The organism is Streptomyces sp. NPDC050147 (assembly GCF_040660195.1).
Lineage (GTDB): Bacteria > Actinomycetota > Actinomycetes > Streptomycetales > Streptomycetaceae > Streptomyces.
Genome location: NZ_JBFALJ010000015.1, coordinates 1 through 13,733 on the forward strand (window position 1 = coordinate 1; position 13,733 = coordinate 13,733).

Genomic DNA, 13,733 nt, shown 5'->3' on the forward strand with positions numbered 1-13,733 from the left:
TTGTATGTCGCGGGCGCGGGCTTGGCCCGCGGTTACCTGCGTCGTCCCGCGCTGACAGCTGAGCGTTTCGTTGCCGATCCGCATGGTCCGGCGGGCTCGCGGATGTACCGCACGGGGGATCTGGCTCGCTGGCGGGCGGACGGGAACCTGGAGTTCCTGGGTCGGGTCGATCACCAGGTGAAGATCCGGGGCTTCCGGATCGAACTGGGGGAGATCGAGGCCGCGTTGGCGCGGTTCGACGGGGTGGGGCAATCGCTGGTGGTGGTCCGTGAGGACGCGGGCGGCATCAAGCAGCTGATCGGCTATGTGGTTGCTGCGACGACGGGTGCAGTTCTGGAGCCTGCCGAGGTCAGGGCATCCCTGGCGGACGGGCTGCCGGACTATATGGTCCCCGCCGCCGTGATGGTGCTCGACGCGCTGCCGCTGACACCCTCCGGCAAGCTGGACCGCAAGGCCCTGCCCGAGCCGGACCTCAGCCGGGCAAGCACCGGCCGAGCGCCGCGTACACCTCAGGAAGAAGTGCTGTGCGGGCTCTTCGCCGAAGTCCTGGGCCTGCCCCGGGTCGGCATCGACGACAGCTTCTTCGAGCTCGGCGGGCACTCGCTCCTCGCCACCCGCCTCGTCTCCCGCATCCGAGCGACCCTCGGCGCCGAACTCGGCATCCGTACCCTCTTCGAAGCCCCCACCGTCGCCACCCTCACCGTCCAACTCGCGCACGGCAGAGCCGAGGACGACTTCGACGTACTGCTGCCCATCCGGGCACAGGGGAGCAGGCCGCCCCTGTTCTGTATGCATCCGGCAGCCGGTATCAGCTGGGTGTACTCCGGGCTGCTGCGGCACCTCGACGCCGACATCCCGCTCTACGGACTCCAGGCGCGCGGGATCACCGAGCCCGAGCACCGGGCGGGAACCCTCGGTGAGCTGGCTGCCGACTACCTGGCGCAGATCCGCAAGGTCCAGCCCAACGGCCCCTACCGCCTGCTGGGCTGGTCCTTCGGCGGCGGTGTCGCCCAGGAGATCGCCGTACAGCTGCAGGAACAGGGCGAGCAGGTCGCCGTACTGGCGCTCATGGACAGCTACCCCGGCGGTGGCGAGCAAGGCCGCCGCGGCGCCCCGACAGCAGGGCCGGAGCAGGGCGACCTCGCCGGCATGCTCGACTCGCTCGGTTTCCGCACCCGGGACGCCGAAGGCCGGACCCTGGCCCCCGCCGAACTGACCGAACTGCTCGACGCCGAGGGAAGCCCGCTGTCAGCGCTCGACGCGAGCAGGCTGACCGCGCTCGCCCAGGCCTTCGCCGGCCATGTGCGGCTCGCCAGGGAGGCCCAACACCGGCTGTACGACGGCGATCTGCTCTTCTTCACCGCCACGGCCGACAAGACACCGGCCGACCCGACAGCCCAGTCCTGGCGGGCCCATGTCACCGGCCGGATCGACGACCACCCGGTGGCCTGTGCGCACGGGGCCATGACCCAGCCGGACCCGCTCGCGGAGATCGCGGGGCCGCTCGGCAGGGCGCTGAACCGCCCCTGACGGTCGGATCCGGCCGTGACGACCACTTCATCGATCACCCCCACGAACGAACCGAGGGAAGCAGCAGTGCAGACAAACCCGTTCGAGAACACCGACACGAGCTACCTGGTACTCGTCAACGACGAGGGCCAGCGCTCCCTGTGGCCCGCCACCATCGACGTACCGGCGGGCTGGACCGTCGAGTTCGGCCCCGAGGCCCGCCAGCACGCCGTCGACCACATCGAGGTCACCTGGCAGGACATGCGCCCGCGCAGCCTGGTGCGTGCCGTGGAGGGTGAGGCCGCATGACCGGGGAGCGGGTCGGACAACAGAACACGGCGCTGCCCGGACTGCGGGAGCGGCTCGTCGTGAGGATGCGTACACCCTGGTGGGCGATGTTCGCCATCTGCTTCGCCAGCGCCGTGGTGCTGCTCGACACCACCGCGGTCAATGTGGCCCTCGCCGAGATCGGCACTGGCCTCGACGCGGGTCTCGACCAGGTCCTGTGGGTGGTCAACGCCTATCTGCTCTCGTACGCCGCCCTGTTGGTGATCGGCGGTCGACTCGCCGACATGTTCGGGCCGCGCCGGGTCTTCCTGGCCGGCCTTGCCGTGTTCACGGTCTCCTCCGTCGGCTGTGGGATGGCCCAGGACGCGGGGCAGGCGATCGCCGCACGCCTCGCACAGGGTGTGGGCGCCGCCCTGCTCACTCCGCAGACCATCGTGATCATCACGCGGATCTTCCCTGCTGAGCGGCGGGGGAAGGCGATGGGCGTGTGGGGCGGGTTCGCGGGCATCGTCGCGGCGGCCGGGCCGACCTTCGGCGGCCTGCTCGCCGCTTCGCTCGGCTGGCGCTGGATCTTCTACATCAATGTGCCGGTCGGGATCATCGGCGCGGTCCTCGTTCTGCTCGCCGTGCCCAAGCTGGACACCGGCAAGAAACAGCGTCTCGATGTGCTCGGCGCGAGCGTCCTCGCCGTCGCGATGCTGGCCATCGTGTACGCGCTCCTCGAAGGCGAGGCGCACAACTGGGGCAGCCTGTGGGGTCCGGTGACCGTGCCGGTGCTCGCCGGTGCGGGGATCCTCGCCCTCGGTGCGTTTTTCCTGGTAGAGCGGGAGCGGCAGGGCCGGGATCCGCTGATTCCGTTCGCGGTGCTGCGGGACCGCAACTTCTCGCTCATGGCGGTTGTCGTCTGCGTGCTGCCGTGCGGGCTCGGCGGCGTCATGCTGCTCACGCCGCTGTACTTGCAGGACGTGCAGGAGTTCTCCGCCTTCCAGGCGGGTCTCCTTGTCGCGGTGGCGCCGCTGGTGTCGGTGTTCATCGCGCCGTACTCGGGCACGCTCACCGACCGGTTCGGCGGCAAGTACGTGCTGATCACCGGCCTCGGCTTCTTCGCGGGCGGCATCGCGCTGATGGGGGCGCTCATCCAGGACGGCTCCGGCTGGACCGTGCTGCTGCCCGGCCTGATCTGCGTCGGCATCGGCATGGGCGTCGGCTTTGCGCCGGCGAGTGTCGTGGCCTTCCGGAACATCGATCCCGACATGGCCGGTTCGGCGTCCGGGGTGTTCAACACGACCCGGCTGAGCGGCAGTCTGCTCGGCAGCGCGGCCGTGGGCGCCGTGCTGCAGGCGCAGCTGGCGACCGGGGATGCCACCACCGCCATCAAGTTCACGATGTTCCTGCCCGTGGCGATCATGTCGGCGGGTGCGCTGCTCACTCTGGCGATCCGGGAGAGCGCGCCGGGCACCGCGAACGAAAAGGTTGCCGAGCCCGAGCCTGAGCCCGCGGCCGAATCCGCCGCCGAATCCGGGGCGGGCACGGAGCAGGAATCCTCGGTGGGGTTGCGCTGAGCCGATGCGGGCCGAGAATTCTCCTCAGGCTCCACATCCGTGGCGCATTGTCCGTATCCCGGAAGTCCAGGGAACGGTGGGTGCAGGATGTGGTCCTTGGGTGGCCCCTGGGTGGTCCCTGGGAATTCTGTGAACGCGTTACCGGAAAAACGAAAGCCCGGCGAATCCTTGCTCGGTTCTGCTGAATACGCATACCTGGTTCCGACTGTCTGAAAGCGCGGAGATCCGCCCCCTCCGGTCACGCTCGGCGCGACCACAAGGGGCGGACCCTTGTGCTGCCCGGACGGCTCAGACGACGTGCCGGCCGCCGTCCACCGTCAGTACGTCCCCGGTCGTGTACGCGGCGTTCGCCAGGTAGAGCGTCGCCTCCGCCACGTCCACGGGCGTACCCACCCGGCGCAGCGGAGTGTTCGCGGTGATCCACTCGCGGGAGCTGTCCCAGACCTCTTCGGCCTCGTCGTACCAGGGGGTCTCGATGAGCCCCGGTGCGACGGCGTTCACCCGGATCGCCGGGCCGAGCTGGGTCGACAGCAGGCGCGTCATGTGGTTGAGCGAGGCCTTGCTGACCGCGTAGGGGATGGAGCTGCCGAGCGCCCGGGTCGCGGAGACCGAGGAGACGTTGATGATCGCTCCCGCCCCGCTGGCCCGAAGGTTGGGGACCGCGGCCGTGGTCATCTGCCAGGCGCCGATGACGTTGACCGCGAAGATGGAGCGCCAGACGTCGGCGTCGGCGGCCTCCAGGTCGTTCAGGGGGATGAAGCGGGTGGCGCCGGCGTTGTTGACGAGGATGTCGAGCCGTCCGTAGGCGTTCACGGCGCTCTCCACGAGGCGGCGGCAGTCGTCCGCCTTTGACACATCGCCCTGGACATATATGGCGTCCGGGAGTTCCGCTGCCAATGCCTTGCCCGCGGCTTCGCTGCGCGCGGAGTTGACGACCACCTTGATGTTCTCAGCGGCAAGGCGGCGGGCCACTGCAGCGCCAATTCCGGATGATGATCCAGTGATCAGGGCGACGCGTTCCTCGCTCATTTCTACCTCCTGAAGCATTGACAAATTGTTGAAGCGGATCATAGTCCATTGTCCGTCTTGCGGAAACGGTTTTCCGCTTAATGGAATGATGGTGCTCGGTGTTCATCCGCCCGGGGCCGCCCGGGGCCGTCCGGGGAATCGGTACTGAGCACGAGGAGGGTTTTGGGGTCGTCGCCGGAAGTTTCGATGGAGCCAGGTGCGGGGGGGGGGGCACCGCATCGTCGAGGCGGGGCTGCACGACAACCCCCGACGCCGTCGCGATCCGTGAGGCCCTCACCGGAGTCGAGCTCAGCTATCAGGAGCTCTGGTGCCGGGCGGGCGCCGTAGCTGGTCAGCTGACCGCGCATGGCGTCGCGCCGGGCTGCCCCCGGTCGCCATCGACCTGGACCGTGGCGCCGAGCTCACCGTCGCCTTGCTGGGCATCGCACGGGCCGGCGCCGCCTACCTCCCGATCGACGGACACGCCCCGGCCGACCGGGCTCAAGGAAGCGGGGGTCGGCGTCGAGCGGGCGGGAGTGCAGGGCCGGGCCGTCACCCCGGCCCCCGATGTGCGGGTGGACGAGGAGTCCCCCTGCTGCATCGGCTACACCTCGGCCTCCACGGGCGTCCACAAGGGTGTGCTCGTCCCGCACCGTGCCGTCCGCGACCTGGTGACCGTGCCCGTCCATGGCGAACTGCACGCCGACGACCGGGTCGGCAGCGTCGCCAACCCCGCCTCCGACACCGCCACTTGGGAGGCCTGGGGCGCCCTCACCACAGGCGCCATAGCCGATCGGCGAAGGGGCCGCCGCGTGGCTGCTGCGGTTGCGGGCCGCGCGAGAGTCAGCAAGAGCATCGGCCGTCGGTGACGGTCGGGGGGCGCTCCGTTCAGCGGGTCATGCGTAGGTACTACGGCGGCATTGCGAAATGGGGTGCCGGGCGCCGGCGGTCGTCACGTGTTGGCGCTGCGGGGGTGGACGGAGTCCGTACTCAGCGTGAAGGTTCGGGGCGGTAGCGGCTCCAGCCACGAGTCGCTGGTCTTCTCCTGGATCTCCAGGCCGAAGATGAGATCGGTGAAGTCAGCATGTCCCGTGCCGTCGCTGCAGCTGAAGCGGTAGGAGGCGCCGGGGTTGAGGTCGACGAGCAGACCGGCGTTGCCCCTCCACATCTGGGGCTCCCTGTCCCCACCTCGCCAGCAGTTCCAGATCTGCGGCGTCGACGTGACGGTGGGCTTGATCAGCGGCTCCAAATACACCACCGGCGGCGCCGAGTCGGCCCACAGGCAGACGCCCGACGACCGTGAGCCGTTGACGAGCAGATCGCCTTCCGACAGTTCCAGGCACACGCCCTGGGGCGGTTTGCTTACGGAAGAGGTGAAGGCGACCGCCAGCCTGGACGTCGCCCACTTCATGGAAACACCGAAGGCAAGGTGCACCGTCTTGCCCTCGAACTCCACCGGTTGGCCGTCCGAGACGCGGAACGCCCGGTCGATCTTCGCCTTACGGACGTGGTCCTCAGTGCGAACCTCCCGTGGTTCAAGTCCCCGCTCCAACGGCGGGTGCGGCCTCTGCGCGGCGGCGTGTGTTCGTGCGGCGCAGGGGCGTGGTGTCTGATCCGTCTCGTGCGTCTTCGGCCGAGGGAACAGGAGCGCGCGGCCGGAGAAGGAGGAGCGGCTGACCCGCTCAGGCCGGAGCGCCGGCCTTGAGGCGCACCACCGCGCTGCCGAGTTCGCGCTGCATCTTCGCCGTGAGGGGACGGCCCTCGAACGTGCCGACGAGGGCCCGGGCGACGTCGCGCACCGTGAGGCCGCAGTGATCGGCCAGGTCAGCGAGGAAGCCCTTGGCGCGTTCGCTTGAACAGGGCACGAGCGCCATGACCACGCCCTGAGCCCGCATGGTGACCGCACGCCTGCGCAGCCGTCGGCGCAGTTCCACGTTCTCCGAGCGAAGGGTCTCGACCTCGCCGGCAGGGCTGCTCTCATGCCAGACGAGCGACTCTTTTCGAGACCAGCGCTCCTCGTACGTCCTCAATGTGCTCTGCATGACACACCTTGCTCGGTCATTTTCACGGAGCCGGGGGCAAGGTAGCCGCTGAGTGACGACAGGAAACATTGCCCTCCGGGTGAATCAATATCTGTGCCCGAGAGGTCAGAGTTTTATGGAACACGCGGTGAGGGTTTATGTCGCGCCGAGTGGAGTCGCATTAGGTAACGCGCACAGGCCGTTGCAGCGTGCTAGTGTCTATCTCAGTTGCAGTTGTGGTTCCCAAAGCTTCAAGTGCCCCCACCCGGCTTCTGCCGGTGGGAGCACTTTGTATTTCCGGTCATTTTCCGGGCGGGGTAATCATCGCGGCGACACGGTGTCCGCACAGTGTGGATTCCGGTGTACTGCCCCAAAGGAGATATGACATGGCTGCTGGTACCGTGAAGTGGTTCAACGCGGAAAAGGGCTTCGGCTTCATCGAGCAGGACGGTGGCGGCGCTGACGTGTTCGCCCACTACTCGAACATTGCCGCCCAGGGCTTCCGCGAGCTGCTCGAAGGCCAGAAGGTGACCTTCGACATCGCGCAGGGTCAGAAGGGCCCGACGGCCGAGAACATCGTTCCGGCCTGACGCTGACTGTGTAGCTGGGGCCCGCATCCCTCGGGGTGCGGGCCCCAGCTACACGCATTTCCCGCGGTGTTTTCGCCCGCGGGACGACGCGGAGGAACCCGCCGTCTCACCCCACGCGGGTTCTCCCTCGGCGGTGCAGACGCATTCTGAAGAGCTACTCCGCAGCCGACGCCCGGCTATTACGCCCCCACGGCGTCACGCATTTCAGCACCCGTGCCCGCATGGATTTCTGCCAGCCAGAGGTGCTTTGTTTTTTCAACGGCCCATGCTCGTAATTCTCCATGTCGCTCATTGCTGCGGGAATTCCTTGATATGTGCCACATCGAGGAAGGTTCCGCATGAACCACACACGCACGAGCGACCGCTCTGCCCGCACCGGTAACGGCACTGCCGACGCGGGGCGAGGTGGCAGCCGCTTCGGCTCGCAGGCACCGCGCCGTTCCGGCGGCCCGGCCCGTTCCAACGGTTACGGCCGTCGGCCCGCCGCAGTGCAGGGCGAGTTCGCGCTCCCCACCTCAACCACCCCCGCGCTGCCCGCCGTTGAGGACTTCGCCGATCTCGACATGCCCGAGCAGTTGCTGGCCGAACTCGGCAGGCAGGGCGTGAGCGCACCGTTCCCGATCCAGGGCGCGACGCTGCCGAACTCCCTGGCGGGCCGTGACGTCCTGGGCCGTGGACGCACCGGCTCCGGCAAGACCCTCGCCTTCGGCCTCGCCCTGCTGGCCCGCACCGCTGGGCGGCGTGCTGAGCCCCGCCAGCCGCTGGGGCTGATCCTCGTACCGACGCGTGAGCTGGCGCAGCAGGTGACCGACGCGCTCACCCCGTACGCCCGCTCCGTCAAGCTGCGGATGGCCACGGTGGTGGGCGGGATGTCGATCGGCAAGCAGGCCGGCGCGCTGCGAGGTGGGGCCGAGGTCGTCGTCGCCACGCCCGGTCGCCTCAAGGACCTCATCGACCGCGGCGACTGCCGGCTGAACCAGGTCGGCATCACCGTCCTTGACGAGGCCGACCAGATGGCGGACATGGGCTTCATGCCGCAGGTCACCGCGCTCCTCGACCAGGTGCGCCCCGAGGGGCAGCGGATGCTGTTCTCCGCCACCTTGGACCGTAACGTCGACCTGCTGGTGCGCCGCTATCTGACCGACCCCGTCGTGCACTCGGTCGACCCGTCGGCCGGTGCGGTCACGACGATGGAGCACCACGTCCTGCACGTCCACGGCGCCGACAAGCACGCCGCCACCACAGAGATCGCCGCCCGCGACGGCCGCGTGATCATGTTCCTGGACACCAAGCACGCCGTGGACCGCCTGACCCAGGACTTGCTCGACAGCGGGGTACGGGCCGCCGCGCTGCACGGCGGCAAGTCGCAGCCGCAGCGCACCCGCACACTGGCGCAGTTCAAGACGGGGCACGTCAGCGTGCTGGTGGCGACCAATGTCGCGGCGCGCGGCATCCACGTCGACAACCTCGACCTCGTCGTGAACGTCGACCCGCCCACCGACCACAAGGACTACCTCCACCGCGGCGGCCGTACCGCCCGCGCCGGTGAGTCCGGCAGTGTCGTCACCCTGGTGACGCCGGGCCAGCGTCGCTCCATGGTTCGCCTCATGTCGGATGCCGGTATCCGGCCGCAGACCACGCAAGTCCGCTCGGGCGAGGAGGCGCTGAGCCGGATCACCGGCGCCCAGGCCCCGTCCGGCATCCCGGTCGTCATTACCGCGCCGGTGGCCGAACGCCCCAAGCGCGGCGCCTCCTCCCGGGGCCGCCGCCGCCCCGCTTCGGCGACCCGACGCGCACCTGTACGCCGGCCCGTCATCGATGCGGCGGCCTAGAACCTTCGTGATCAGGAAGCTGACCCATCTCTGCAGGAGGCACCTTTTGACGCTGGTTCAGATGCAGCCCCGCCCCACGAACGCCGACCCCGCGCACAACACGATGGCGGCCAGGGACGCGGCCGGACCGCAGGTCTGTGACGACATGAGTGTCGAGTTGGCGCTGTCCGTCATGACCGCTGCCCGCACAGGCCGACTGGTCGTCTGCGACCAGGACGGCCAGCGCATGGGCCTGGTCACCCAGGCCGAACTCACCGCCGTACGCGAGCACTCCGCTTACACGGACCGCGTCCGCCTGCGCGACATCATCGGCGATCACGGGGCGACCACCTCACCCGTGACCACTGCCTCCGACGCCGAGCACGTGATGTGCTCCCGCCCGCTCGGGGCACTGCCGGTGGCCGAGGGCCAAGGAAGCGCCCTGGGCGTCCTTGCCCTCTCCCGCTGAGCCGCCTCACCCAGGTCGGACCGTTCACTCCTTCTCTCTGTGAGGCCACATGCGTTGTGTCATCGCCCGTTTCCCCTTCGACCTCACCAAGAGCGGCGTACTGGAAACGATGAAGGGCATCAAGCCCGAACGGGGCAGTGGTGAATCGGTGATCATCGGCCGCCGCCACTACCCCGTCAAGCAAGTCGGCCAGGTGATCACCCGACAGGACCGGCGTGACTTCAGCGCCGCCGAAGTCCTTCGGGCCATGGCGCGGCTCGGCTTCACCTGCCGCACCCTCCCCACGGCCGCACCCGTACACATCCCCAACTCGGTACAGCAATCTTCCGCGATGCTCGGCACTCCCGTATCCGTCTGACCGACGTATCCGTCCGACCGGGCCCACACTGTTGTCCAGCGAGTTCTTGCCGAGTGGCTGCTCAGTGGTCGGAATAGCTGAAGTCGCCCACCGTCCGGGCGTTGATGTTTTCGATCGGCACGCGGTACATCCCGCCCGTCTCGGGTCTCGGGAATCCCCACGGTCCCCTGCAGGATCCGGGCGACATGGAAGTGCAGATGCGTAGGGGGCCCACCCTACTTCGCCGGGGTATCGAGGACGGCGGAGAACTCTGCCAAGCGGTCCGAATCCGTCAGCACCTCCGACACCCGGCCGGTGATGACGGCACCCCCGGTGACCACGGTCAGGGACATCTGGTTGCTCTGCCCGGATTCCGCCAGGGCGGCGACGACGCGGTCGTACCACTCTGGAGCCTCCCGCCCTCCCCCGGAGTGACTCCGGCGGAGCTGGGGATTCTCCCTGCCACAGGGGTAACAGCGCAGACGGGCGGCGACAGGGTGGCTTCGCGGGTTGTCTGCCAGGCGGCGGTGGCCATAGCCGCGACTCCGGTGGAAGAGGCAGCGCCCCGAGGCCCTCCCCGGCCGGGCGAGCGCGCCGCGGCATGGCAAGGGGCGTGGGGCATCGCGGGGGATAGGTGTCCGGTGAACGGATATGCCTGGCTGAATAACGGTGTGGTTTCGTTCGCTGCGACTTTGAACACTACTCATGGTTATGTGACGTGCATCACTAAAGAACTAGTAAAGGTTGTGGTAGAACTACGCAACTCCGCAGGTGGCATCAGCTCTTGTTGCCTCCCGGAGTCGCCGGCACGCACCGGCAGCACGACCAGAGTCATCACGTTCCGAGTCCGCGGTACGTGAACTCAGGGTCGCCGATCGGACAACGGCGTTCACTCAAAGACCGCACATCTTTCCGGCGCAGTCCCCAGCGCCGGCCCTGCGCCATCGAGGTAGTCACCGTGTCACTGGACTCCATCACCACCTCCGTCGACGAGGCCGTCAGCGGATTCTTCGAGCCCATAGCCACCTGGCTCGGGGAAGTCGTCTTCTACGCCGTCCCCGTCGCCGGTACGAAGATCCCTCTCATCGTCGCCTGGCTCGTCGTGGCCGGTCTGGTCTTCACCACCTGGTTCGGTCTTGTGCAGGTCAGGAAGTTCAAGCTCGCCGTCGCCGTGGTGCGTGGCAAGTACGACGAGAAGGGGTCGGCCGGAGAGGTCAACCACTTCCAGGCGCTGACCGCCGCCGTCTCAGGCACCGTCGGTCTCGGCAACATCGCCGGCGTGGCCGTCGCCGTCTCCATCGGTGGCGCAGGCGCCACCTTCTGGATGATCCTGTGCGGCCTGCTGGGCATGGCCACCAAGTTCGTCGAAGTCACCCTCGGCGTGAAGTACCGCGAGGTGCACGCCGACGGCACCGTCTCCGGCGGCCCGATGCACTACCTGCCCAAGGGCCTGACCGAGCGCTTCGGCAAGAACGGCAAGACGCTCGGCAAGATCCTGGCGGTCCTCGCCTCCTTCATGATCCTGTTCTTCGGCCTCTTCGGCGGCAACCTCTTCCAGGTCAACCAGTCCTACGCCCAGCTCGTCTCCGTCACGGGCGGCGAGAGCGGTCTGATGGGCTCCTCCGCCGGTGCCCTGTTCTTCGGCATCCTTGTCGCCGCGCTCGTCGGCATCGTGCTCCTCGGCGGCATCCGCTCGATCGCCAGCGTGACCAGCAGGCTCGTGCCCGCCATGGCCGGCATCTACATCGTGGCCTGCCTGATCGTCATCCTGACCCACGTCACAGTCCTCCCGGCCGCGATCGGCGAGATCATCGAGGGTGCGTTCAACCCTCAGGGTGTCGCCGGCGGTATCCTCGGCGCGCTGATCGTCGGCTTCCAGCGGGCCGCGTTCTCCAACGAGGCCGGCCTCGGCTCCGCCCCGATCGCACACTCCGCGGTCAAGACCAAGCACCCCGCCAGCGAGGGCCTGGTCGCCCTGCTCGAGCCGTTCATCGACACCGTCATCATCTGCACGATGACCGCGCTGACGATCGTCATCGCCAACCCGGCCAGCTGGCGTGAGGCCCGCCAGAGCAACGGCGGGTCCATCGGCGGCGTCACCATCACCTCCGACGCCTTCGCCACCGTGATGCCCTGGTTCCCGTACATCCTCACCGTCGCGGTGCTGCTGTTCGCCTTCTCCACCGTGCTGACCTGGGGCTACTACGGCCTCAAGGCCTGGACGTACCTCTTCGGCCGCAGCAGGGGCAGCGAGCTGACCTTCAAGGTCCTCTACACGCTGTTCGCGGTCTCGGGTTCCCTGCTGACGCTGGAAACCCTGATCGGCATGGCCGATGCGGTGCTCTTCATGCTCGCCGTCATCAACATCATCGGCCTGTACCTCCTCGTCCCGGTCGTCAAGCGCGAGCTGAGCTCCTTCCTGGAGTACGTCCGTGCCCGCGACGCCGGAGAGGTCACCGAGGACGACGAAGGCCAGGAGTCGGTGAAGACCACCGTCTGACCGCCCCCGCGGCCCGGCTCCTGAGCGGGCCCGTACACACCTGACGCCTTGGTGTGGACGGGCCCGTTCGCCATGCCTGCACAACGCCTCTGAGCAGCTGAAATGCGGCCTGGCGGGGGGCGTGTGTGCCGGTTAAGGTGTAAAGAACGCGTCAACGGTCCACCTCGGGTGACCATGCTCGGCGCGTGGTGTGCCGGGAAGTCTGGTCGGCGTCCTAGGGCTCTCATGCCCTCATGTCGATGCCCTGGAGGATTTCCCCGATGGCTGCCGCCCCGCGTGAGCGTTCCCCCTTCCTCGGTCTCCTGCCGCTGCCGGAGCGCAACGCGGTAGTGCAGGCGCTGAGGACGGAGACGGTCGGCGGACTGGTGCTCCTCGCGGCCGCCGTCGTGGCGCTGGTGTGGGCGAACACCCCGTGGAGCGGGGTGTACGAGCAGATACGCGACTTCCACTTCGGCATACCCGCCCTCGGCCTGGACCTGTCCGTGGAGCATTGGACCGCCGACGGACTGCTGGCCGTCTTCTTCCTGGTCGCCGGCATCGAGCTCAAACGTGAACTGGTCGTCGGCGAGCTCCGCACCCCTGCCACCGCCGCACTGCCGGTCATCGCCGCCCTCTGCGGCATGATCGTGCCCGCCGCCGTCTACGCGGCCACCGTCACGGCAGGCGGAGGAAGCCTGGAGGGCTGGGCCGTGCCGATGGCCACCGACATCGCCTTCGCGCTGGCCGTCCTCGCCGTCCTCAGCACCCACCTGCCCGCCTCGCTCCGGGCCTTCCTGCTCACCCTCGCCGTCGTCGACGACCTCGGCGCGATCCTGATCATCGCGATCTTCTTCACCAGCGACCTGAACTTCGCCGCCCTCGGTGGAGCCTTCGCCGGACTGGCCGTCATCTACCTCCTCCAGCGCTTCCGTGTCCGCGGCTGGTGGTGGTACGTCCCCCTCGGTGTCGTCACGTGGGCGCTGATGTACAACGGCGGTGTCCACGCCACCGTGGCCGGCGTCGCCATCGGCCTGATCCTGCGCACCACCCGCGACAAGGGCGAGAGCGCGTCCCCCGCCGAACGGACCTCCCACCTGCTCCACCCCGTCTCCGCGGGCGTCGCGGTCCCCCTGTTCGCGCTGTTCGCCGCCGGTGTCGGCGTCACGGGCGCGGCACTGGGAGAAGTGTTCACCCGGCCGGAGCCGCTGGGCGTGGTTCTGGGCCTCGTCATCGGCAAGACCCTCGGCATCTTCGCGGGCACCTACCTCGCCGCCCGCTTCACCCGGGCCAAGCTGAACCCGGATCTCGCCTGGGCGGACGTCTTCGCACTCGCGGTGCTGGCCGGGATCGGCTTCACCGTCGCCCTTCTCATCGGCGAACTCGCCTTCCCCGCCCCGGCCACCGCCGAGCAGATCAAAGCCGCGGTTCTGATCGGCTCCCTCATCGCCGTCGGCCTGGCGGCTCTCCTCATCAAGCGGCGCAACGGCGTCTACCGGCGCCTGTATGACGAGGAGACCCGCGACGACGACCACGACGGCATCCCCGACATCTACCAGCGGGCCGATACCACCGAGCGCTGACAGGAAGCCCCTGCGTGTACGTCCCCCACCCGCGGTTCGACGGCACGGGACAGCGCAGGGAATGGCGGGCGCCGGCGGC

Annotated in this window: 14 protein-coding genes and 1 pseudogene; 10 read left to right on the forward strand and 5 right to left on the reverse strand. The window is 68.5% G+C overall.

Features of this window, described 5'->3' with window-relative positions:
- The 3 genes from AB0I94_RS22830 to AB0I94_RS22840 all read left to right on the forward strand — a co-directional run.
- On the forward strand, window positions 1–1,530 hold a 1,530-nt coding region (locus AB0I94_RS22830), incomplete at its 5' end, for an alpha/beta fold hydrolase (RefSeq protein WP_363311450.1).
- Between the two features lie 66 nt (window positions 1,531–1,596).
- Window positions 1,597–1,818, forward strand: coding sequence for an MbtH family protein (locus AB0I94_RS22835; protein WP_363311612.1), 222 nt, complete (start codon window positions 1,597–1,599; stop codon window positions 1,816–1,818).
- Entirely contained in the window at window positions 1,815–3,359 is a 1,545-nt protein-coding gene (locus AB0I94_RS22840) for an MFS transporter (RefSeq protein ID WP_363311451.1), read from the forward strand. Before AB0I94_RS22835 ends, AB0I94_RS22840 begins: the two co-directional genes overlap by 4 nt.
- Before the next feature lie 288 nt (window positions 3,360–3,647).
- Here AB0I94_RS22840 and AB0I94_RS22845 read toward each other — a convergent pair whose 3' ends face one another.
- A complete protein-coding gene (locus AB0I94_RS22845; RefSeq protein WP_363311452.1) occupies window positions 3,648–4,388 on the reverse strand; it encodes a glucose 1-dehydrogenase in 741 nt (246 codons plus the stop codon).
- A 515-nt stretch (window positions 4,389–4,903) separates the two neighbouring features.
- Here AB0I94_RS22845 and AB0I94_RS22850 point away from each other — a divergent pair.
- Window positions 4,904–5,236 (forward strand): AMP-binding protein, encoded by a 333-nt coding sequence (locus AB0I94_RS22850; protein ID WP_363311453.1) that lies wholly within the window; start codon window positions 4,904–4,906, stop codon window positions 5,234–5,236.
- Between the two features lie 83 nt (window positions 5,237–5,319).
- Here AB0I94_RS22850 and AB0I94_RS22855 read toward each other — a convergent pair whose 3' ends face one another.
- Together AB0I94_RS22855 and AB0I94_RS22860 are read right to left on the reverse strand one after the other, a co-directional pair.
- Entirely contained in the window at window positions 5,320–5,778 is a 459-nt protein-coding gene (locus AB0I94_RS22855; RefSeq protein WP_363311454.1) for a hypothetical protein, read from the reverse strand.
- Between the two features lie 271 nt (window positions 5,779–6,049).
- Window positions 6,050–6,409, reverse strand: a complete 360-nt coding sequence (locus AB0I94_RS22860; RefSeq protein ID WP_363311455.1) for an ANTAR domain-containing protein — start codon at window positions 6,407–6,409, stop codon at window positions 6,050–6,052.
- Between the two features lie 365 nt (window positions 6,410–6,774).
- Here AB0I94_RS22860 and AB0I94_RS22865 point away from each other — a divergent pair, with 365 nt between their 5' ends.
- Window positions 6,775–6,978: a cold-shock protein gene (locus AB0I94_RS22865; RefSeq protein ID WP_023586116.1), complete on the forward strand. Its 204-nt coding sequence runs from the start codon at window positions 6,775–6,777 to the stop codon at window positions 6,976–6,978.
- Between the two features lie 154 nt (window positions 6,979–7,132).
- Here AB0I94_RS22865 and AB0I94_RS22870 read toward each other — a convergent pair whose 3' ends face one another.
- The gene (locus AB0I94_RS22870) at window positions 7,133–7,270 is read right to left on the reverse strand and encodes a hypothetical protein (RefSeq protein ID WP_363311456.1); all 138 of its coding nucleotides are present in this window, start codon (window positions 7,268–7,270) and stop codon (window positions 7,133–7,135) included.
- A gap of 46 nt (window positions 7,271–7,316) precedes the next feature.
- On the opposite strand from AB0I94_RS22870, the gene AB0I94_RS22875 reads away from it, so the two are divergent.
- Genes AB0I94_RS22875 through AB0I94_RS22885 form a run of 3 tightly spaced genes read left to right on the forward strand, consistent with a single transcriptional unit; the run spans window position 7,317 to window position 9,616 of the window.
- Complete coding sequence (locus AB0I94_RS22875; protein ID WP_363311457.1) at window positions 7,317–8,810, forward strand: DEAD/DEAH box helicase; 1,494 nt, start codon at window positions 7,317–7,319, stop codon at window positions 8,808–8,810.
- Between the two features lie 46 nt (window positions 8,811–8,856).
- Window positions 8,857–9,258: a CBS domain-containing protein gene (locus tag AB0I94_RS22880; RefSeq protein ID WP_363311458.1), complete on the forward strand. Its 402-nt coding sequence runs from the start codon at window positions 8,857–8,859 to the stop codon at window positions 9,256–9,258.
- A 49-nt stretch (window positions 9,259–9,307) separates the two neighbouring features.
- The gene (locus AB0I94_RS22885) at window positions 9,308–9,616 is read left to right on the forward strand and encodes an SCO5918 family protein (RefSeq protein ID WP_363311459.1); all 309 of its coding nucleotides are present in this window, start codon (window positions 9,308–9,310) and stop codon (window positions 9,614–9,616) included.
- A 61-nt stretch (window positions 9,617–9,677) separates the two neighbouring features.
- Here the strand turns inward: AB0I94_RS22885 and AB0I94_RS22890 are convergent.
- Window positions 9,678–9,948 (reverse strand): annotated as a pseudogene (locus AB0I94_RS22890) (hypothetical protein).
- A 605-nt stretch (window positions 9,949–10,553) separates the two neighbouring features.
- Between AB0I94_RS22890 and AB0I94_RS22895 the strand changes: the two are divergent.
- Both AB0I94_RS22895 and nhaA read left to right on the forward strand, forming a co-directional pair.
- Window positions 10,554–12,095: an alanine/glycine:cation symporter family protein gene (locus AB0I94_RS22895; RefSeq protein WP_363311460.1), complete on the forward strand. Its 1,542-nt coding sequence runs from the start codon at window positions 10,554–10,556 to the stop codon at window positions 12,093–12,095.
- Between the two features lie 260 nt (window positions 12,096–12,355).
- On the forward strand, window positions 12,356–13,654 hold the full coding sequence (gene nhaA, locus AB0I94_RS22900; protein WP_363311461.1) for a Na+/H+ antiporter NhaA: 1,299 nt from the start codon (window positions 12,356–12,358) through the stop codon (window positions 13,652–13,654).
- Window positions 13,655–13,733 lie beyond the last annotated feature (79 nt).